This window comes from Streptomyces sp. NPDC058663, assembly GCF_042716745.1.
Lineage (GTDB): Bacteria > Actinomycetota > Actinomycetes > Streptomycetales > Streptomycetaceae > Streptomyces.
Window position 1 is genome coordinate 15,709 of sequence record NZ_JBHXRV010000010.1, and the last position, 19,779, is coordinate 35,487.

General features: G+C 70.0%; 15 protein-coding genes. 8 read left to right on the forward strand and 7 right to left on the reverse strand.

Features of this window, described 5'->3' with window-relative positions; genetic code table 11:
- Positions 1-81 precede the first annotated feature (81 nt).
- From ACFWVV_RS09490 to ACFWVV_RS09505, 4 genes are all read right to left on the reverse strand, one after another.
- The gene (locus ACFWVV_RS09490) at positions 82-1,734 is read right to left on the reverse strand and encodes a phage/plasmid primase, P4 family (RefSeq protein WP_384355879.1); all 1,653 of its coding nucleotides are present in this window, start codon (positions 1,732-1,734) and stop codon (positions 82-84) included.
- Complete coding sequence (locus tag ACFWVV_RS09495; RefSeq protein ID WP_384355881.1) at positions 1,731-2,861, reverse strand: bifunctional DNA primase/polymerase; 1,131 nt, start codon at positions 2,859-2,861, stop codon at positions 1,731-1,733. The genes ACFWVV_RS09490 and ACFWVV_RS09495 overlap by 4 nt, the downstream gene beginning before the upstream one ends.
- A gap of 779 nt (positions 2,862-3,640) precedes the next feature.
- Positions 3,641-4,402 carry a hypothetical protein gene (locus ACFWVV_RS09500; RefSeq protein WP_384355883.1) on the reverse strand — a complete coding sequence of 254 codons (762 nt, stop codon included), beginning with the start codon at positions 4,400-4,402 and terminating at the stop codon, positions 3,641-3,643.
- A gap of 151 nt (positions 4,403-4,553) precedes the next feature.
- Positions 4,554-4,829: a MerR family transcriptional regulator gene (locus ACFWVV_RS09505; protein WP_384355937.1), complete on the reverse strand. Its 276-nt coding sequence runs from the start codon at positions 4,827-4,829 to the stop codon at positions 4,554-4,556.
- A 922-nt stretch (positions 4,830-5,751) separates the two neighbouring features.
- On the opposite strand from ACFWVV_RS09505, the gene ACFWVV_RS09510 reads away from it, so the two are divergent.
- Positions 5,752-6,252, forward strand: coding sequence for an ATP-binding protein (locus ACFWVV_RS09510; RefSeq protein WP_384355885.1), 501 nt, complete (start codon positions 5,752-5,754; stop codon positions 6,250-6,252).
- A 54-nt stretch (positions 6,253-6,306) separates the two neighbouring features.
- A complete protein-coding gene (locus ACFWVV_RS09515; protein ID WP_384355887.1) occupies positions 6,307-6,738 on the forward strand; it encodes a protein-tyrosine phosphatase family protein in 432 nt (143 codons plus the stop codon).
- Between the two features lie 27 nt (positions 6,739-6,765).
- Here the strand turns inward: ACFWVV_RS09515 and ACFWVV_RS09520 are convergent, their stop codons facing one another.
- Positions 6,766-7,722, reverse strand: a complete 957-nt coding sequence (locus ACFWVV_RS09520; protein ID WP_384355889.1) for a LysR family transcriptional regulator ArgP — start codon at positions 7,720-7,722, stop codon at positions 6,766-6,768.
- 69 nt (positions 7,723-7,791) lie between these two features.
- Here ACFWVV_RS09520 and ACFWVV_RS09525 point away from each other — a divergent pair, with 69 nt between their 5' ends.
- The 6 genes from ACFWVV_RS09525 to ACFWVV_RS09550 all read left to right on the forward strand — a co-directional run bounded on the left by ACFWVV_RS09525 (position 7,792) and on the right by ACFWVV_RS09550 (position 14,924).
- Complete coding sequence (locus ACFWVV_RS09525) at positions 7,792-8,427, forward strand: LysE/ArgO family amino acid transporter (protein ID WP_384355891.1); 636 nt, start codon at positions 7,792-7,794, stop codon at positions 8,425-8,427.
- Between the two features lie 114 nt (positions 8,428-8,541).
- Positions 8,542-9,696 carry a ParA family protein gene (locus tag ACFWVV_RS09530; protein ID WP_384355893.1) on the forward strand — a complete coding sequence of 385 codons (1,155 nt, stop codon included), beginning with the start codon at positions 8,542-8,544 and terminating at the stop codon, positions 9,694-9,696.
- Positions 9,693-11,012 (forward strand): ParB/RepB/Spo0J family partition protein, encoded by a 1,320-nt coding sequence (locus ACFWVV_RS09535; RefSeq protein ID WP_384355895.1) that lies wholly within the window; start codon positions 9,693-9,695, stop codon positions 11,010-11,012. The genes ACFWVV_RS09530 and ACFWVV_RS09535 overlap by 4 nt, the downstream gene beginning before the upstream one ends.
- 118 nt (positions 11,013-11,130) lie before the next feature.
- Positions 11,131-11,922, forward strand: a complete 792-nt coding sequence (locus tag ACFWVV_RS09540; protein ID WP_384355897.1) for an ATP-grasp domain-containing protein — start codon at positions 11,131-11,133, stop codon at positions 11,920-11,922.
- A gap of 510 nt (positions 11,923-12,432) precedes the next feature.
- Positions 12,433-12,870 carry a MerR family transcriptional regulator gene (locus ACFWVV_RS09545; RefSeq protein ID WP_384355939.1) on the forward strand — a complete coding sequence of 146 codons (438 nt, stop codon included), beginning with the start codon at positions 12,433-12,435 and terminating at the stop codon, positions 12,868-12,870.
- A 920-nt stretch (positions 12,871-13,790) separates the two neighbouring features.
- On the forward strand, positions 13,791-14,924 hold the full coding sequence (locus ACFWVV_RS09550) for an SMI1/KNR4 family protein (protein ID WP_384355899.1): 1,134 nt from the start codon (positions 13,791-13,793) through the stop codon (positions 14,922-14,924).
- A 378-nt stretch (positions 14,925-15,302) separates the two neighbouring features.
- Here the strand turns inward: ACFWVV_RS09550 and ACFWVV_RS09555 are convergent, their stop codons facing one another.
- Positions 15,303-18,353 (reverse strand): alpha-mannosidase, encoded by a 3,051-nt coding sequence (locus ACFWVV_RS09555; RefSeq protein WP_384355901.1) that lies wholly within the window; start codon positions 18,351-18,353, stop codon positions 15,303-15,305.
- Positions 18,354-18,494: 141 nt separating this feature from the next.
- Positions 18,495-19,766: a glycosyl hydrolase gene (locus ACFWVV_RS09560; RefSeq protein ID WP_384355903.1), complete on the reverse strand. Its 1,272-nt coding sequence runs from the start codon at positions 19,764-19,766 to the stop codon at positions 18,495-18,497.
- Positions 19,767-19,779 lie beyond the last annotated feature (13 nt).

Below are 19,779 nucleotides of genomic sequence, written 5' to 3' on the forward strand. Positions count from 1 at the left end.
GGCCCTGTCGGTGCGCGTGCCCGGAGGCCCGGTACCCATCGTAAGGCTGCCCGCTGTCGCGGCACAGTGCACGCATGGGCGTCATGTGATTGCCAGACCGTTCGAAGCGGCCGGCGCGGCCGGGTCGTCCTCTTCGGAGAGCAGGCCGAGCCCCGGGTAGTACTTCTTGCCGCTGGACTTCATCATGTCGTTCGGCGACGCGAGGCCGAGCTCCTGACGGATGCGGCTGGCGAAGGAACGCGAGGTCGCGGGCCTGATGCCCTCGCTGGCGCTGCACCAGGTGCCGTACGCGGCGTACAGCACGCCCTGCTCCACCCGGACGTCGGAGAGACGGTCGTGGCCGTTGGCCGACGGCGGGCTCTTGACGCAGCACTCCTTGAGGAACCGGCCGATGTGGTCCTCCGTGGATTCGTACGCTTCGGTGGCCATCCGTACGGAATCCGGACCGGTGAGCGGGTCGCGGGTCTCCAGGTAGTTCATCGCGCCCTCGATGAGCCAGTGGAGGATTCCGGGCCCTTCGTCGCGCACCAGCTCGAAGGCCAGGTTGTCGATCTTGTGCTTGTTGGGGACGACCCGCTCGAAGGGGATCAGCCGGATGCGCCGCCAGAAGGCGTGCCCGCCGGTGCCGACCTCGGGGCGGTGGTTGCCGAGCAGCCAGAGCTTGTGGGTGGGCGCGAACGAGAAGTAGTCCTGGCGCATCCGCCGGGCCTTGATGCGGTCGCCGCCGGTGAGCAGCTTGACCCGGGACTCGTCGAACTTGTCGTTGGGCTTGAGCTCGGAGCAGACCATGATGCGCCTGCCGTGGAGTTCGGTGAGCTCGGTGGAATGCTCGGAGAACTTGCCCTTCTCCATCAGGAATCCGGGCGGCGCGGCGTCCGCGTAGTCGCCCAGGATCTGGATCATCACGTCCAGCAGAACGGACTTTCCGTTGGCTCCCGCGCCGAAGAGGAACGGCAGGACCTGGGCGCCGACGTCACCGGTGATCGAGTAGCCGAGCAGCAGGTGCAGGAACCCGATGGTCTCCAGGCCCTTGTCGTCGTCGCCGAAGGTGTCGCGCAGGAACTTGTGCCAGCGGGGCGTCGGCATGTTCTCGGGGGCCACGCTGGTGGCCCGGGAGTGCCGGTCGGTGATCGGGCTGGGCTTGCGCATGTCGCCGGTGTGCAGGTCGACGACGCCCTCGGGGGTGCACAGGGCGTACGCGTCCCCGTCCAGGACGTCCGGGTCCAGAGTGAGGGCCGGGGACGCCTTGGCCTGGGTGAGCAGGGCCTTCATGCCGGGTGTCGACATGGTGCGCTTGCGGTGCGCGTAGAGCTCGCGGTCGCTGAAGAACCCGCGCGGGTCCTGCGCGGGCATCTGTTCGGCCATGTCGCCCGCGGCCCACAGCGCTGCCTTCTCACCGCCGGTGCGCTTCCACCGGTACTGGTCCCAGGAGTACCAGCCGAGCCCTTCGACGTGGCGGAACTGGTCGCCGTAGAGCTGGGCGAACAGCTTGGCGTTGCCGCGGTCGGTGAGCATGCTCGGGAGCATCCCGAGGTCGTTGCGGTACGGCTCGTGCACGGCCTGCACACCGGGCGCGGGCGGTGCGGCGGGGGGCTGTCCCGGCCCGGCGGCCTGCTGGGCGGGGAACGCGGTGCCGGTGCCCGCAGTGTCCGGATCCGGTTCGGGGACCGGGAATTCGAGCATCTGCTGAGCGGCGGCAGTGGCGTCGAAGCTCGTGCTCTCGGCGCTGCTCATGGGCGTCCTTGGGGGTGAAGCGGTCGGGTGGCACCTGCGGCAAGGGCGGAGTCGATGATCGTGGTGTTGCGCTGCGGCTGGTGCGGGCGGGCCGCCTGGGCTGCCCGCGCCAGGAGTTCGCGTACGGCGCCGTCGGCGAGGTGGCCGCCGGCCACCAGACCTCCCGCGGTGTACGCGGCCCTGTTGAGCTTTTCGGTGAAGCTCGCTCCCTCCTGGACTGCCGCGCAGGCCGCGACCTCGGCCAGGAGAGGCTCCAGGAGCCGTTCTGCGGCCCTGGGGGCGCGGCGGATGCGCAGACGGGGATGGGGCACTCCAAAGGGCCCTGACGGGGCGTCTGTGGCTTTCTGAATGCCAGTGGGGGCCGTGGGGGCCCCCGCGGCCGGGGCTCCGGTGTGCCCGGTGCGGGCGAGTTCCGCTGCCAGCCAGTCCGGCAGCGGGGCGGGCAGCCTGGCCTCGCCGACGGGGACGTAGCTGCCCTGCGGGGTGCGGTTGGTGGGCGCGACGATGTACCCGTTGTCGGCCCGGATGTCGACCTGCCAGGCGAGGGCGACCTTGGGACTCGAGCCGGTGGACGAGCGGTAACGGGTCTCGGGGCGGGTGTTCCGGTACCAGATGTGCAGACCTCCCGAGGGGGTGCGGACGCGGAGGGTCCCGGTGTCCTGGGCCGGGTCCGGCTGCTTCCGGTACGCGGCCAGCAGGGCGAGGGTGTCGAAGCCGGAGCCCAGGCCGGTCAGGTCGACCCGTGGGTGGATCGGGATTCCCGGCAGCAGCCGGGCGCGGTCGGGGACCTCGGCGCTGTGCGCGTCGACGTCGAGGACCACGAGGTCCGCGGGACCGCAGGCGACGCCCACACCCAGTGCCGGGTGGGCGTCCCACCAGCTGTCGATCCGGGCCCGGTCGGTGGTGGCCGCCCGGAAGCCGTGGCACCAGCGGCCCGCCGGGATGCACGGGCAGTCCTGCGGGCAACGGCCTGCTTCCCGGCAGGCGGTGCAGTTGGCGGCGGGCGTCTTGCGGCCGGGGGCCAGGGGGTGGACGGGCCAGCCATTTGCCGCGCACCAGAGTGCGACGGCGTGCGCCCGCACGGTCCCTGACGGGAGGGGGCTGCTGGTCTCACCGTGGCGCGGCACGCGGTCGTCCTTGTCGGGGTCAGGGGTCGTGCGTTCTGGTGCGTTCAGTCCCCGCACGGAAAAGCGCTGGTCAGCGACCGTTGCGTACCTGCAGGAGGGACTGAAGGGACTGAACTTTCCTATGAGGTCCTGAGCCTAGCGCAAGGGTCGGCAATCTCCGCGGGGAACTGCCGTTGTATCAGTTCTTCAGTCCCTTGAGTCCCTTTGGGCCGTCGGCGGGCGAGCGGTCTTCCGTCCCGGCGCGCGTACGGCCATCGGAACAGTCCCGCAGGGGGGAGGGGCTGCTCGGGGCGGCGTACCTCGCACAGGTGGCCGGTAGTCGGGCGGGTCTCCGTATTTCTGGACCGAGGGACGGAAGTACCCGGGACCGGGCGGTTCAGTCCCTGCCCTTCAGTCCCTCGGTAAACCTGCAGGTCGGCGGGGTGCGAGCAGCTGAGACAGGGACTGAAAGGGACTGAAGGGACTGAAATTCCTAGTTATCAGCGCTTCAGGCTTATACCTGTCTACTACACGCGTCCGCATACACACGCGCACACAATTGGGATGGATACTGCAAAGTTGAGTCCCTTCAGTCCCTCAGTCCCTTGATCATCTGTAAGTTCACTGCTCTGACCTGGGCTTTTGTCGAGGGACTGAACGCAGGGACCGAAACGCTCAGTCCAGTCCCTCCGCCCCGCCCTTGCCCCGGAATGGCGCGCGGAAAGGTACGCGCACGCGCTTCTCGCGCATCTGTTCTGCCGGGTCCCTTCAGTCCCTCCCCGTCCCGGCCGGCGTACGGATCACCCGACCCGGGCCCCGGGATCGACCGGATGGACCTCCAGGCCGGGTACGGCGAGGAGCGCGGCGATACAGGCCTCGGAACCGCCCACATAGGTGCTCTTGAGCTCCGTCCCGCCGCCGACGCACCAGGCCCTGTCCTCGGGCCACCACAGGTCGGGGAGTTCGATGTGGTCCCCGGCGGAACCGTCCGGGGCGTCCCCGGCGGGCGAGGTGACGTCGGCCAGCGGACCGGAGAGCAGGACGCGGTCCCGGTGCGGGGTGGGGAAGGTCGGAACCGCGGTGCCCCACTCGAAGGTCCCGTAACCGTTCCAGAGGCCGTACCAGCACCGTTCGGGAGTCCGTGTGCAGCGGGAGAGCGCCGAGGCCAGGAGAGCGGCCACAGGGGGCGGCATGGGCCCTTCCCAGGCCATCTCGTCCCAGACGCCGGGCAGTCCGGCCTGTTCCTCGTCGGCGTAGGGGGCGTCGGCGCCGACCAGTTCGTACCACCAGGTCTCTCCGCTGACGGCCCGCCGGTCCCCCGGACAGGCCCTGGCCACCTCGTCCCAGCGCACGGGACGCCCGTCGAGGACCGCGGGATGCAGGACGCGCGCGTACGCGGGAAAGCCCGGGGTGCACATTCCGGCCACCGTGCCGAACAGACTGTCGTCCGGAAACGCTTCGACGACCCACTGGGCGGGCCTGAGATCGTGCGCGACCCGGAGTTTCCCGTAGCGGGCAGGCGCCGGCTGCCGGTCGGTCCTTGGCAGATGAATGAAGTCCATGGCGCCAGGATCCCTCTGCGTTCGGCTGTGCGAGGGACCGAAGAGGGACGGAGGGACTGAAGGACCGAGAATCCGGATTACGTGCGCGGGGAGGCGGGCGCCAAAGGGCTGCCGGAGTCTCCCCGCGCGTGTTCTGGTACGTCCTGACGCGTCAGGCTCCCGAAGGGCTCCCGGAGGGCGAGCGGCGCAGTTGTTCGTTGAGGTGCTGGGCTTCTTCGAGCTGGTCCTCGAGGATGACGATGCGGCAGGCGGCGCCGACCGGTGTGCCCTGGTCGACCAGCTCCCTGGCGCGGGCGGCGACGCGCAACTGGTAGCGCGAGTACCGCCGGTGGCCGCCCTCCGAGCGGAGTGGGGTGATCAGCCGCGCTTCTCCTATGGCCCGCAGGAACGCGGGAGTGGCACCGATCATCTCGGCTGCCCGCCCCATCGTGTAGGCGGGGTAGTCGTCGTCGTCGAAACGGTCCCTGGGGTGGGACGCCCCCGGGGACGCGAGCTGCTGGATGTCCGTCGGGGCCTGCTGGCTGTCTACTGTCACTGGCACCTCACTGCCTCGGTTGCCGTACGGTGCCCACCGGCCGGGGCCGCCGTACGTTCTGCTCTTCTTCGGGTTCTTCATGTTTCAAGGAATCAACGCGTAGAGGGGCCCCAGCGCCGTCCGGCACCGGGGCCCCAAGGGAATCAACACCATCTACCGGCTTCGTGCTGCGCCGGTCCTGAGTTTCCGCAGCTGGCCCGTGGTGGACGTGACTGCGGGGATCGCGGATGAGTGACCGTGAGACCACCTTCCGTTCCGGGGCCTGCGGTACCCGGGCGGACTTTCCTTCGCCCGGGCGATCCTGATGGCGCCAACCTCTTTCTCTCGGGTGCAACCTCTGGGTACTGCGAGTACCGCGTACTGCTGTGATGCGTACTGCTCGTCATGCCGGCCGCCCTGCGAACTGCTCGCGGTCCCTGGGACCGCACGACCCGGCAGCCAACCGCGGGACCCTGGTACTGCCCGGCCCCGCCGTTCCACTGCCGTGCCACAACCTGCTGCGGACCGGCATGCGCGGCGACCGTCCTTGCCGCGCCTCACTCGACTTCGTGGTTACGCATTGGAATGTAGTCCCGGTACGCCCCGATGTCTAGAGTCACCGTGACAGATTTTCTCCAGGCCGCAGGCTGGGAAAACTACAGACTGCCCAGCTGCCGCCCGGCCCACTCACGCTTGCTCCCCTCCGTCACTTCTCCGTCACTCGTACGAGCTGAATTTCGCATCCGCAATGTCCCCACGGTGTCTGAAAGCCGATGCATCGGGCATACGCCTGCCTCAGGGCGGTACTGCCGATCATGGATTGGGGCGTACACGCATGAACAGCAAGCAGCTGACCACGCACAGGACCGAGCAGCCGGGCGAGCGAGCCTCCCGGCCCGGCCCAGCGACCCGGTCCGCCAGGGAGACCGGGCGCGGTCCGATCAGGGGCCGGGGTGCGGCAGGAGTACTTCGCGCCCGCAAGGAAGCGCGTGCCTTCGCCGACGACCTCTCCCCCGCACCGGAACCGGACGCGGCCGACTCCTTGGTCCTGGTCGTCTCCGAACTCGTGACCAATGCCGTACGGCACGGCGGTGGCAGGTACACCCTCGCGCTGTCCGCGTCCCCGGACACCCTCACCGTCGCCGTCGGTGACCGCAGCTCCGTGCGTCCCGGCCCCCGTACGCCCGACCTGGCGGGCGGGAGCGGCGGCTTCGGCTGGCACCTGGTCGAACTGCTCGCCGACGAGGTCACGGTGCTGCCCGGGAGGGCGGGTCTCCGGAGCGGCCGGGGCGGCGCGCTGCGCGGCAAGACGGTGCGTGCGGTGCTCCCCCGGTAGGGGAGTTGGCCGGATCCCGCCCCGCACCCGTGCCGCGGCGTTTACCGTGAGCGCATGATCGAGCCCTGGGAAACGACCGCCGCCGGAGTGCTGCGCCTGCCGTCGGGACGTCTGCTCCGGGGCCGAGGACTGCGCAACCCGTTGCCCGACGGGCCGCCGCCCACGTACGCCGTCTATCTGCTCGGCAAGCGGCCGCCCGAGGTTCCCTGGGAGTCCCGCTGGCTGCGCTGGCCGGACTTCCGCCTGCCCGAGGACCGCGAGCAGGCCCGTACACTGCTGGCCGATGTCTGGGAGCGGACCACCGCCGAGCGCGTCGAGGTCGCCTGTGGCGGCGGCCGTGGCCGGACCGGGACGGCGTTGGCCTGCCTCGCCGTGCTGGACGGCGTACCACCCGAGAAAGCGGTGGATTACGTACGCGAGCACTACGACCGGCGCGCCGTCGAGACGCCGTGGCAGAAGCGGTACGTGCGGCGTTTCGCCGGCTGACGGCTGACGGCTGACGGCTGACGGGGCTCAGCGCGGCGCGATGAGCTGGACGGCGGCGACGGCGGCCACCGCGGCCGCGACCGCCGCCAGGGCGGGCGAGTCCAGCTTCCACTGCTGCCAGAACAGCGGTACGTCCACGGTGCGGTCGGTCGCGAGCAAGGAAAGCGCTCCCGCGCGCAACAGCGGCACCGCCTGCGTTTCCGGTACGAGGCCCCAGCCGAGCCCCGCGACGATCGCGTCGCAGAACCCCTCCGAGGTGGGCACGTAGTGCCGGATCGGCCCGGCGCCACGCGGCACCCCGTCCTCGGGGCCGGGTGCCAGGGGCCGTACGAGTGACCGTACGAAACCGTCCTGGAGCTCGTCCCTGCGATCGAAGACGATCACCGGAGCTTCTCGCAACCGGTCCACCAGCCGCCCCTCCCCCAGGTGCCGCGTCTCGAACTCCGGGCTCGCCACCGGCAGATACCGGGCCAGCCCCAGCGGCCGTACCGTGCAGCCGGCCACCGGGTCGGGCGAGGAGGTAACCGCAGCCATCACCTGTCCCTCGCGCAACAGCGCCGTGGTGTGCGCCTCGTCCTCGCGGCGCAGCTCGAAGCAGATGGGCGGCTCCTGGGGTACCCGGGTCAGGGCAGGCAGGAACCAGGTGGCGAGCGAATCGGCGTTCACCGCGATGGTCAGCCGGGCGGCTACCACCTCTGCGGCCTGCCCGCCGCTGTCCTCACCGGGGAGTCCGAGCTCGGCCCGCGCGTCCCGCTCCAGCAGGGCGAGCTGCCGGGCGAAACGTACCACGACCTGCCCCGATTCCGTGGGCCGCACCGGTTTCGTACGCATCAGCAGCACCCGTCCTGTCCGCTTCTCCAGGGCCTTGATGCGCTGGCTGACGGCGGACGGGGTGACGTGCAGGGCGGCAGCGGCGGCGTCGAAAGTGCCCTCGTCGACGACGGCGAGCAGGGTGGAAACCTGGTCCAGGGGAAGTTCATCCATCACGAGCGCTAAGGGTACGTAAGAATCTTTAGCTGTACTGAAGAGGATGAGCTCTTTAGCGTCAGAGGCATGACACACAGCACCTCAGGCATCGTCGCGGCCGCACTCGCCGGCTTCGGCACCGGACTTTCCCTCATCGTCGCGATCGGCGCGCAGAACGCCTTCGTCCTGCGCCAGGGAGCGCACCGGCACGCGGTGCTCGCGGTCGTCGCCATCTGCGCGCTGTCCGACGCACTGCTGATCGCGCTCGGCGTGGCGGGGGTGGGCGCGGTGGTCACCGCCTGGCCGGCCGCGCTGACTGCCGTCGGCCTCGCGGGCGGTGGCTTCCTGATCTGTTACGGGCTGCTGGCCGCGCGGCGCGTACTGCGCCCCTCCCCCGACGCGGCCCTCACCACCGGCGGCGGAACCGCGACGGGTTCCGCGCGGGCCGCCGTGCTCACCTGTCTGGCGATGACCTGGCTGAACCCGCACGTCTACCTCGACACGGTGCTGCTGCTCGGTTCGGTGGCCACCGATCATGGCTCGCTGCGCTGGGCGTTCGGCGGCGGTGCGATCGTGGCGAGCCTGACGTGGTTCGCCACCCTGGGGTACGGGGCGAGGCTGCTCAGCGGTGTGCTGGCCCGGCCGGGAGCGTGGCGGGTGCTCGACGGGGTGGTCGCGGCCACCATGGTGACGATGGGCGGGATGCTGGTGGCGGGGGCCTAGCTGCCCGGGAAGCGCCCCTGGCGCACCGTCAATGTGCCCTGTTCTCACCCGACACGCCCAGTTCGCGCCCCCCGATGTCACCACAACACCCGTGGAGGTGAGTAAGGTAACCGCATGACCGTCCCATACGCCCCGGACGACCGGGAAAAGGTAGTAGCGAAGCTCCCGGCCTCTCTGCGCCAGGAACTCAAAGTCAGAGCGGCCGAGTTGGGCATCGACATCAAGGACGCCGTCACCGAGGGGGTGCAGGCGTGGCGCTCGGACGAGTCCGAGCAGCCCGTCGTCGACACCACCGGCGGCAGCTCCTTCTCGACGTATCTTCCCGCGGGCCTGTACGGGGAGTTCAAGGACGACTGCAAGGGGCGCGGCCTCCCCTTCAACCAGGGCCTCGCGCAGGCGATCCGGCTCTGGCTCGGCGCCCACCCCTCCCCCCGCAGGTCCGCCCGCCGCGACGGGGCCCGCCGCATCATCTTCGGCAACCAGAAGGGCGGCGTCGGCAAGACGGCCACGTCCTCCGGGGTCGCCCAGGCCCTTGCCGAGGCCGGAAACCGGGTCCTGCTCATCGACTTCGACCCCCAGGGCCACCTCACCAAGCAGCTCGGCTACCAGCTCTTCGACATCGAGGAGCCGAGCCTGGCCAAGCACATGCTCGGCGAGGCCAAGGGCGACCTGCGTGAACTCCTCGTCCCGATAGAGGAGAGCGGCTTCGCGGGCCGGCTGTTCCTGCTGCCCGCGTGCAAGGACGCGTTCCTGCTCGACGCGAAGCTGGCCACCAGCCGCTTCGTACGGGTCAAGGAGACGGCTCTGGAGAAGGCGATGGAGCCGCTGGAGAAGGACTTCGACTACATCGTCGTGGACTGCCCGCCGAGCCTCGGCTACTCCATGGACACCGCGCTCTACTACTGCCGCACCCGGGAGGACGAAGAGCCGGAGACCTGCGGGGTGTTCGTCCCCGTCCTCGCCGAGGACTCCTCCGCCGACGCGTACGACATGCTCTACGACCAGATCCAGGACCTGACGGCGGACATGGAGGTCGAGATCAACATGCTCGGCTTCATCGTCAACATGTACGACAGCCGCAAGGGTTACATCGCCACCTCCTCGCTGGACAGCTGGAAGGCGATCGGCGACCCGCCCGTCATCGGCATCATGCCCGAGCGCAAGGAGCAGCGGGAGGCGGTCCGGCTCAAGCAGCCGCTGCTCACCTACGCCCCGGACTGCGAGCAGTCCGAGATCATGCGCACCATCGCACGAAGGATCACCTCATGAGCGTCGCCGACCGGCTCGGTACCGGCTCCTCCTTCGGCGGCGTACCGCGCGGCCGGAGCGCCCGCGGACGGGCCAAGGCCCTCGTCCAGGGCGACGTACCGGCGTACGAGCTCTCCCGTATCCGCCTGGAGGACGTCGCCCCCACCCCTCTCAACCCGCGCCGCAACTTCGGTTCGGACGAGGAACTCACCCGCTTCGGCGAAGAGCTGCGCAACACCCAGCTCGCCGCCTGCGTCGCCATCTCGCGTGCCGCCTATCTGAAGGTGTGGCCGCAGCACGAGGCGCAGATCGGGGACGCGCAGTACGTCCTGATCAACGGTGAGCGGCGCTACCGCAGTGCTTCCCATGTCGGTCTGGAGTCCCTGGACTTCGTCGTGCGGGACGACCTGGCGGTCTCGCGCGAGGCGTTCATAGACCACCTGCTGAAGGAGAACCTGGAGCGGGAGGACTTCGACGTCATCGAGCGTGCCAGGGGCGTGCAGCAGCTGGTGCTGGTGTGCAGTGAGGAATCCGCGACCGGTGCCCGGGCGCGGGCTGCCAAGCGGTTGGGCCGGGACCGTTCCTGGGTCACCAACCAGCTCTCCCTCCTGGAACTCCCCGAAGATCTTCAGCTGATGCTCAGCTCGGGTTCGCTCGCCGAGCGCGACGGGCGGATGCTGGCCCGGCGGCTGAAGGACCACCCGGGGATGGACTCACCGCAACTCCTGGCGTACCTCAAGGAGTACCGGGAGCGGGACTCCCGGGTGCGGGAGGAGGCGAAGGCGCTCGCCGAGCAGGCGAAGCAGAAGCTGGCGGCCGAGGAGGTCCCGCAGCAGAAGACCGCCGAACCGGCGGCGGCCGAGGAAGTCGACGGGGCCGACGACTTCGCCTTCGATTCCGACGAGGCCGTCGGGGCCGTCGGCGAGCGGGATGTGTTGTCCGCGGACAACAACGCGGACCGGCCGAGTGGGGAGCCGGACCGGGAGACGCCGGGGAACACCCCGGCTCCGGTACGGGAGACTCCCGCGGTCCCGCGCCCGGTGAACCCCGCACCGACGGTCGGAGCCCCGACCTCGACCTCGACCCCGGCTGCGGCTCCTGCTCCCGCTCGTGTGCCGGTGGCCGTTTCTCCGCCGGCCGCCAGGGAACAGGCGCGGGACGACGCCGAGTTGTTGTCCGCGGACAACAACTCGGGTGCGCGCACACCCGATGAGAGCGTCCGCGGTCTCGTACGACAGCTGGGTGCCACACCGAAGGAGCAGGCGCGCGCCCTCGCAGCGGGTCTGAGCCACGACGAACTGGTCGCGCTGATCGAGGAATTGCACGCCTATCGGTGAACGACGAGCACCGCTCGCGCGACGGGCCGCTCGACCTGCCGACCCCCGAAGGGGCGCGCTTCCGGCCGACGCCGGGACGCGCCCCTTCGGCGTTCCGCACACCCGTGATACTTGCCCGATGAAACCAAAGCCCACGGCGGCACATGAACGTCCCGCCACGTTCGTTCTGCCACCCCGGCTGACTGCCTCCGCGCAGACCATGCGTGCCACCGCACAGGAGCGGGGCCTGGCCACGGTGCAGCTGGCCACCTTCGACGTACCCGCCGAGTTGCGGGCCGGGCATCTTCATGCTGGGCCCGCGTTCGCGGACCGGGTGGCGCCGACTCTGGGCATCGGTCTGCTGGAGGCCCCCCAGGACTGGTTGGCACGACTCCCCCGCACCTGGACCGGGCGCGACATTGTTGCCATGCCGCTCCGCGAGGCTTACGAGATACGCAGACCCGCCTTCATCAAGTCGCCGAACGACAAGCAGATCCGGGCGATGGTCTACGGCGACGGCTCTCGGCTCCCCGGCCCGGACGAAATGAACGCGATGACCACAGTGGTCCTGGTCAGCGACGTGGTGGAGTTCTCCGCGGAGTACCGGCTGTACCTGCTCGACGGTGCGGTGTACACCGGCAGTAGGTACGCGCAGCGCGGGCGGCTGAGCCTCGGCCCTCTCAGCGCGGAAGCGGCGGCCTTCGGAACGGACCTGCTGGCGGAGTGCGGGCAGACCCTCCCCTCGGCGATCGTGATCGACGTGGGGCAGACCGAGGGTCGGTGGGTGGTGATCGAGGCCAATGCCGCCTGGGCGAGCGGCATGTACACCTCCGACCCCCCACGAGCCCTGGACGTCCTGCTCCGAGCCGCCGCCCCTGCCGACACCATCCCCACCCGGGACCGCCCTTTCCTCCGCTCCCCCGGGCTCTGAACACAGCGGTTTCTGTGCCTGATGCGCGCATGCCTCGGCGCGATGTGTTGTCCGCGGACAACACACGGATGTTGTCCGCGGACAACGCCGGGGGTCTGGCGGGGGGTGGCGGGTGTGCCGAGCCGGGCGGATGTGTTGTCCGCGGACAACACCGAGGGGGCCTGGCGGTGGAGCCCACACGGTACCGAGCCGGGCGGATGTGTTGTCCGCGGACAACACATCGGGGGTCGAAGGCCGGGCTTCAGGAGGCGGGCGGCTGCCGCGGGGTCGGCGGTCCAGGGCTTGACGCCTCCGAGGAGCATGTCGTCGGTGGTGGCAGGTTCGGGGAGGTCGCAGTCCTGGCAGTAGGCGCCGCCGTGGTTCTCGAGGAGTGGTGAGGTGGCTGCCCAGACGGTTGTTGCCGCGCCCCGCTGCGGAGTCTTGAATTCTGCGGCAGGCCGGCCGCCGTCGGTGATCCAGCCGTGAACCCGCCATTCCTCTCGTGGGATGTGGCGCTGTAGCGGGGTGAGGATGCTGCCCGGGTGGATCGCGAAGGCGCGCCTGTTGCTGTCCGCGCCGGGCAAGGTCGCTGAGATGGCGGGACTGGAGCTTCACGCGCTCCGGTTCTTCGAGCGCGAAGGGCTGTTCCTGCGGGACATTCCACGCACGGGCGGCGGCCAGTGGATCTATGCACAGGCGGATGTCGACTGGCTCGTCCTGTGCTGCCGCTTCCGGGATTCGGGCATGCCGATCGCGACCATCCGACGGTTCGCCGAGCTTGTCCGTTCGGGCCCGGGTAACGAACCCGACCGCCTCGCTCTGCTCCAGGAGCATGCGCGTGACGTGCGCGCCAGGATCGCCGATCTGACGGCGAATCTGGAGGTGCTCGAGAACAAGGTCGCGGTCTACGAAGAGCATGTACGCGAGAGCACGGCCGCCGCTGTGTGGTCACCGATGCCTCCTCAGTGAGCCTCCGGAGCGCGGCGACGTGTTGTCCGCGGACAACACATCGCCCATCCGAGGGGCAATCGACGGTGCCGGGCGGATCTTGGGCGGGGTGCTCCGCCCCTCTATTTGTTGTCCGCGGACAACACGCGGGGGCTCCACTGAAGCTCCCGCGTGCTGGCGAAAGCGTTGTCCGCGGACAACACCCGCCGGGCGCGGGCCGGGCGCGAAGCGCCGGGGCGGGCGACGGATCTGTTGTCCGCGGACAACACATCGGTGGAGCGGCGGGCTTCGGGGGCAGCTCTGAGTGGGGAAAGGACGGGTCCCTGTGGCGGGGCAGTGCTGAGGACTGACGGGGCGAGCCGTGCTGGAAAAAGTTGCGGGGAGTGGCGGGGAGCCGGCGGGGGAGTGGCGGACCGGAGAGGGGAGGCGTTGCGAGGGCTTGGCGGCGGTTGGCACAGGACCGGTGATTGAGCACCTTTACCGCCGCCGAATGAGTGTGAGGCTTCCTGAGGCAACGTCCGAGAACCTCTGTGTTCAACCGCCGGGAGGTGAGAAAGGGGAGCGGCGGGACGAGCTTGTTGTCCGCGGACAACACCTCAGGAGGTGGTTTCCGGCGGAGTGAGGGTCGGATGTGTTGTCCGCGGACAACACATCCGACGGCCACTGGGGGCTCAGGCTTCGGTCGTTTGTTGTCCGCGGACAACATCCGAGGGGCTCCGGGGGCCCGAGGCTCAGCCCACTTTTGTTGTCCGCGGACAACACACCCGCGGGACTCCGGGAGGGTCGAGGCTTCTGCCAGGTTGTTGTCCGCGGACAACGCATCGCCTGGGTCAAGGGAGTGGAGGCCGGGGCGAGAGTGTTGTCCGCGGACAACACTTGGGGCTGCGGGGGAGTGGGGCGGTTCGCCGAGGGTGTCAGTGGGGTGTGTGAGGATCCCGCTCATGACTTCGGAATCCCGTGCCACCGACAGTGCCGCCGCCTTTGCGGACCTTTTCGTTCTCACCGGGGCGGAGCCCGAGCCCGTCGACTGGGAGGCGGTGGAGGGGTGGCTCGGGCTGCGGTTGCCCGCAGATTACAAGGCGATTGGCTCCGCGTTCGGGCCGCTGGACATCGGGTCCCACTTGTGGCTGCACATACCGTGCACGGCGCAGGGCCGGTTCGAGTACGCCTCGTGGCTGAAGCAGGAGCAGAACCGGGCACCTGATGGCTGGTTGCCCTGGGGAGCGACCCGTACCAGCGACGTCCTCTACTGGGACACCACGGTCTCCGACGACCCCGACGCATGGCCCGTCGTCGGCCACGATCAGGGTGCGGCGAACCAGGGCAAGAACCCGTGGCAGCGCACCACCACGCCTCTCCTTCCTTTCCTCGTCGGCCTCGTGGACCAGGGCATGCCCTCCACCGCCACCCGTACGGCATTCCTCACGGACCTGGTTCCGGGGCCGTGGCAACCTCCGGCACCCCAGCCGGAACCCACCCCGCAGCAGCGGGCAGCACTCACCGAGGGCAGCGGGCTGGCGGCACTGACCGCCCTTGTACCACCGCCGACGAAGCCCGAGCTGGGGGAGGGGAGCTGGGAGCGGTTGTACGAACGACTCGGAACGCGCCTCCCCACGCAGTACGTGGAGTTGATGCAGCGATACGGCGGTGGGTGCTGGGCGGGATGGCTGCGCATGGACACCCCGCTGAGTGCGGACCGATACGGGCTTGCCGCGCACATCGATGCGGCGTGCGACGGCTATCGCTCGCTGCGGGACAGCTTCCCGGAGTCGTTCGCGCTGGCTGTGTGGCCGGAGCCGGGCGGGATCCTGCCGTTCGGGGACAGCATTGACGGCGACACCTTGTGCTGGCTGACGGTGGGCGACAGCCCCGACGAATGGCCGTTGATCGTATACCCGCGCCACGACGCCCAGGGACCGCCCCTTCCGTTGCCGCTGGCCGACACCCTGCTCGAATGGCTGCGAGGCCGATTCGCCGACGCGGGACTGCCCAGCCTCGCCGGGGTCAAGGACCCCTTCGACTACGCCCACTTCGATGCCTATGCCGACGAGGACGCTGAAGACGTCGAGAGGTAGCGACGGGGGTGAGGTGGGCCAGTTTGTTGTCCGCGGACAACACCTGAAATGCCCAGAGGGGGTATTTCTCGCGAACCGGCATAAAAACTGGGCCACAGAATGGCCCCTTGAGCGGCCGAACGCAACTGCCCCGGTGTGATGGGGTCACCGGTGCCGCGTTAGGCCCTCAGGTGCGATTCTGTGGGTTTTCGGGGTCACCTGGGACTCGAAAAGCACCCTGTGGCAGCCCTAAGGCAGCCCTGTGCCGCTTTGAGAGGTCCCGGAGTGACTGGGGGAGGAGCACAGCCCCAGCCACTCCCAGACCAGGGCGGTTCCAGACCAGGGCGGCTCCAGACCAGGGCGGCTCCAGACCAGGGCGGCTCCCCACACCAGGGCGGCTCAGCTCGTTCCCTCTCCGCTCCTACGGAACCGCAGCGTCCGCAGTTCGAACGGGCGCAGTGCTACCGGCACCCCTTCGCCCACCGGTGCCGGCTCGCTTCCCTCCAGTGGGCGCTCCAGCAAGTCGGTCGCGACCACGTCCCGCACCGGGAAGCCCGGCGTGAGGACCGTGCGCGCGCGGCCGCCGTGTGCCTCGTGGAAGCGGACCACCACATCGCCGCTGCCGTCGTCGGCCAGCTTCACCGCGGTGACCACCACCGCATCGTCGCCGACAGTGACCAGAGGGGCGACCTCGGCCGCACCGGTCAGCGTGCGCTCCGGCAGGTTCACCCGGTAGCCCTCGCGGACCGCGTCGCCGATCGTGGCGCCCGGCACCAGCGAGTGCCGGAAGCGGTGCACGCCCTGGTCGGTCTCCGGGTCCGGGAAGCGCGGCGCGCGCAGCAGCGAGGCCCGCAGGGTCGTCGTCGTACCACCGTCGCCGTCCTCGCCGTCGCGGACCGTGCGGGTCACGTCGTGGCCGTATGTCGAGTCCGTGACCAGGGCGACGCCCCAGCCCGGCTCCGCCAGGTGCACGAAGCGGTGGTTGCAGGCCTCGAACTTGGCGGCCTCCCACGAGGTGTTGGTGTGGGTCGCCCGGTAGAAGTGGCCGAACTGGGTCTCCGACGCGTACCGCTCGGCGTGCACGTCCAGCGGGAAGGAGAGCTTCAGGAACTTCTCCGTCTCGTGCCAGTCCACCTCGGTGTCGACGTCGAGGCGGCGCGAGCCCGGACGCAGGCTCAGCACCTGGGTTGCCTTCGAGGCGCCGAAGGAGCGCACGACACGCACTGCCGCGACACCGTCCTGCGCATCGCCGAGGGGCTCGACCTCGTCCGCGGCTGTCAGGTCGGTGACCGTGTTGCGGTAGAAGGCGTCCACGTCCCAGGCGTCCCACATGTTGGGGAAGTCCGGGTGGATCTGGAGGAGGTTCGCCGGGGCGCGCGGCGGGAGCGCCTCACGTCCCGCGAGAAGGTCGTACGCCGAGACGACCAGGCCGCGGGGGTCGACGACGACGCGCAGCAGCCCGTTGTCGAGGACCAGGCTGCCGTCGTCGGACCGCGTCAGGTGCGCACCGTCGCCGCGTACGGCCACCGCCGCGCCGCCCGCCGCAACCCCGTCCCGGGTGTGCGGCGCCGAGTTGAAGACCATCGGGGTACTGCCCTCGCCCGCCAGTGCGGCCTGTGCCGCACCGATGATCGCCTCGAGTTCGCCGGCCACCTTCCGGTACGTGGCCTCCGCCTCGCGGTGCACCCAGGCGATGGACGAGCCGGGCAGGATGTCGTGGAACTGGTGGAGCAGCACCGTCTTCCAGATCCGGTCCAAGTCCTCGTAGGGGTAGGGGAATCCGGTGCGCACGGCCGCGGTGGCCGCCCACAACTCGGCCTCCCGCAACAGGTGTTCGCTGCGCCGGTTGCCCTGTTTGGTGCCCGCCTGGCTGGTCAGCGTCGCGCGGTGCAGTTCCAGGTACAGCTCGCCCACCCACACGGGCGGCTTCGGGTACTCGGCCTGTGCCTTCGCGAAGAACTCCTCGGGCGTGCCCCACTCGACGCGGGCGGAGCCCTCCAGGTCCTTCAGCCGCGCCGCCTTGGCGATCATTTCGCGGGTGGTGCCACCACCGCCGTCGCCCCAGCCGGTGGGGGCGAGCGAGACGGAGGCGACGCCCTTGTCCTTGAAGTTCTTCGCCGCGTGGGCGATCTCGCTGCCCTTCATTGAGCAGTTGTAGGTGTCGACGGGCGGGAAGTGGGTGAAGATGCGGGTCCCGTCGATGCCCTCCCACTGGAAGGTGTGGTGCGGGAACTTGTTCACCTGCGACCACGAGATCTTCTGCGTGAGCAGCCACTTGGCGCCCGACGCCTTGATGATCTGCGGCAGCCCGGCCGCGAAGCCGAAGGTGTCGGGCAGCCACGCCTCCTCGTTCTCCACCCCGAATTCCTCGAGGAAGAACCTTTTGCCGTGTACGAACTGACGGGCCATCGCCTCGGAGCCCGGCATGTTGGTGTCGGCTTCCACCCACATGCCGCCGGTCGGCACGAACCGGCCGTCCTCGACCGCCGCGACGACCTTCGTCCACACCTCGGGCCGGTGCTCCTTGATCCACGCCCACTGCTGGGCCTGCGACATCGCGAAGACGAAGTCCGGCTCGTCCTCCAGGAGCGCCGTCATGTTCGACGTCGTACGCGCCACCTTGCGCACGGTCTCACGCAGCGGCCACAGCCAGGCCGAGTCGATGTGTGCGTGCCCGATCGCCGTGATCTTGTGCGCGGACGGCTCGGCGGGCGTCGACAGCACGTCCTCCAGCAGCGAACGGGCCCGACGCGCAGTGCCGTTGACGTCCTGGAGGTCCACCGCGTCCAGCGCCCGGTCGACGGCGCGCACGATGTCGTACCGGCGTGCTGAGTCCACCGGCAGCTCCGCCATCAGCTCGCCCAGCACCTCCAGGTCGATGACCAGCTGCCACACCGTCTCGTCGAAGACGGCGAGGTCCATGCGCTCGATGCGGTACAGCGGGTTGCTGTGCGAAGTCTCGATGTCACCGAGCTGGGTGGGGAGGAAGGGGTGGTAGTCGAGGAGTACGGGGTTGGAGGCGCCCTCGATGCGCAGCTCGACGCTTTCGCCGCCCTCGACGGGGGCGCCGATGCGCACCCACTGGTTGCGCGGGTTGAGGCCCTTCACCGGGGTGCCGTCGGGCCGGTAGACCAGGCCCTCGCACTGGAAGCCCGGCATGTTCTCGTCGAAACCGAGGTCGAGTATCGCCTCGACGTGACGGCCCGCCCACTCCTCGGGCACCGTACCCGTCACGGTGAACCAGCTGGTGCCCCACGGTTTGCCCCACATGTCGCCCACCGCGACCGGCTTCGGCTCGGCCGCCAGGCCCTCCGCGACGGGTACCGGCTCGCCGGGGGCGTCCCACACGGCGACCTCCAGGGGCACCGAAGCGGGGTAAACAGCAGGACGGATGCGCTCGTCGAGTACGCGCTTGAGCCGGGCCTCGACAAGTCCGCGGTCGTCGTGCATGGGAGGTTCTCCTTCGGTGAAGTGCGGGACAGGCGGTGCTGGTGCGGGTGCGGGGGCGAGTGCGGGTGCTGGTGCTGGTGCTACGAGGATGGGGGGAGGGGCGTGAGGGGGGCGTGAGGGGTAAGGCGACTCTGCGGATCGTCAGGCGACCTGCTCCACCGTGACCACCTCAGTGATGCCCCGTGCCGCCAGGTGCTCCGCGTCCTCGGCCCGGGAGGCCAGGACCGCGGTGGGGCGGGCGCCGGCCGCGGTGAGCCGGAAGAACGCCTCGTAGTAGGCGCCGCCCGGGGCGCACACCGACCGGGCCGGTGTGGTCAGGGTGTCTCCCGCGTCCACCACCAGCGCGGTGGAGCGCGGCGCGGGGGAGAAGGTGCGGGACCCGTCCGCGTACTCGGCGGCGACCCGGGCCAGGACCTGAGCGGTGTCCTTCGGCTCGCGGGCGTTGGTGAGCAGTCCGAGCCCGTACTCCAGCTCGGGGAAGTCGGCCAGCGTGCGCGACACGTCGTGCGAGCACCACCAGGTGACGCCCCACAGGTTCGGGCAGTCCAGGGCGTTGCGCAGGGTCGCCTCGGCGAACCGGGCGGCGTGCTCGGGCGGTACCAGCGGGGCGGGGGCGCCCACCTCCTGGAGCCAGACCGGGCGGTGCGGGTCGCGCGCCCACGCCTGGGAGAGCTCCACGAGGTACGCGGCGTGGTGTTCGCTGGGCACCGAGGCACGGCCGTGCAGCTGGGCGGTTCCGTTGAACACCCAGGAGTGCACCGCCGTCATCGCCCCGTGCCGGGCGGCGTGGCCGGGGGTGAACGGCATGTCGTCCTGGTACCAGGTGGCGTCGTACTCCGCGTGCAGATGCGGGCGGCCGGGGGCGCCCTCCTCACAGGCGGCGAGCATCTTCGTCAGCCAGGCGTCGATCTGTTCGGGGGTGGCCCGGTCCGGATCGGGGTGCGGATCGGCGGAGAACTGGTTGACCTCGTTGCCGATGGTCATGCCGATGAAGTTCGGCCGGTCGGACAGGGCTTGGGCGAGCGTTTTCAGGTACTCGGCCTGGCCCGATATGACGTCCGGGTCGGTGAAGAGGTTGCGGCGGTGCCAGGTGCGGGTCCAGGCGGGCAGGAAGTCGAAGCTGGACAGGTGCCCCTGGAGGCCGTCGACATTGACGTCGAGGCCGAGTCCGGCCGCCGCGTCCGCCATGTCGAGCAGCTGCTCCACGGCGCGCGGCCGGATCAGCGACCGGTTGGGCTGGAAGTACGGCCAGAGCGGGAAGACCCGCACGTGGTCGAGGCCCAGGGCGGCTATCGACTCCAGATCGGCACGCACGGCGCCCGGGTCGTAGTCGAGCCAGTGGTGGAACCAGCCCTGGCTGGGGGTGTAGTTGACACCGAAGCGGGGTGCGCGGGGTGGGGGAGGGGCGGCCATGGGGAGCTCCAGT

Coding starts and splice junctions, on each gene's coding strand:
- ACFWVV_RS09525 (WP_384355891.1), top strand. CDS start 7,792: ATGACACACAGCACCTCAGGCATCGTCGCGGCCGCACTCGCCGGCTTC.
- ACFWVV_RS09540 (WP_384355897.1), top strand. CDS start 11,131: ATGAAACCAAAGCCCACGGCGGCACATGAACGTCCCGCCACGTTCGTT.
- ACFWVV_RS09550 (WP_384355899.1), top strand. CDS start 13,791: ATGACTTCGGAATCCCGTGCCACCGACAGTGCCGCCGCCTTTGCGGAC.
- ACFWVV_RS09500 (WP_384355883.1), bottom strand. CDS start 4,402: ATGGACTTCATTCATCTGCCAAGGACCGACCGGCAGCCGGCGCCTGCC.
- ACFWVV_RS09545 (WP_384355939.1), top strand. CDS start 12,433: ATGCTGCCCGGGTGGATCGCGAAGGCGCGCCTGTTGCTGTCCGCGCCG.
- ACFWVV_RS09505 (WP_384355937.1), bottom strand. CDS start 4,829: ATGGGGCGGGCAGCCGAGATGATCGGTGCCACTCCCGCGTTCCTGCGG.
- ACFWVV_RS09520 (WP_384355889.1), bottom strand. CDS start 7,722: ATGGATGAACTTCCCCTGGACCAGGTTTCCACCCTGCTCGCCGTCGTC.
- ACFWVV_RS09560 (WP_384355903.1), bottom strand. CDS start 19,766: ATGGCCGCCCCTCCCCCACCCCGCGCACCCCGCTTCGGTGTCAACTAC.
- ACFWVV_RS09515 (WP_384355887.1), top strand. CDS start 6,307: ATGATCGAGCCCTGGGAAACGACCGCCGCCGGAGTGCTGCGCCTGCCG.
- ACFWVV_RS09490 (WP_384355879.1), bottom strand. CDS start 1,734: ATGAGCAGCGCCGAGAGCACGAGCTTCGACGCCACTGCCGCCGCTCAG.
- ACFWVV_RS09535 (WP_384355895.1), top strand. CDS start 9,693: ATGAGCGTCGCCGACCGGCTCGGTACCGGCTCCTCCTTCGGCGGCGTA.
- ACFWVV_RS09555 (WP_384355901.1), bottom strand. CDS start 18,353: ATGCACGACGACCGCGGACTTGTCGAGGCCCGGCTCAAGCGCGTACTC.
- ACFWVV_RS09510 (WP_384355885.1), top strand. CDS start 5,752: ATGAACAGCAAGCAGCTGACCACGCACAGGACCGAGCAGCCGGGCGAG.
- ACFWVV_RS09530 (WP_384355893.1), top strand. CDS start 8,542: ATGACCGTCCCATACGCCCCGGACGACCGGGAAAAGGTAGTAGCGAAG.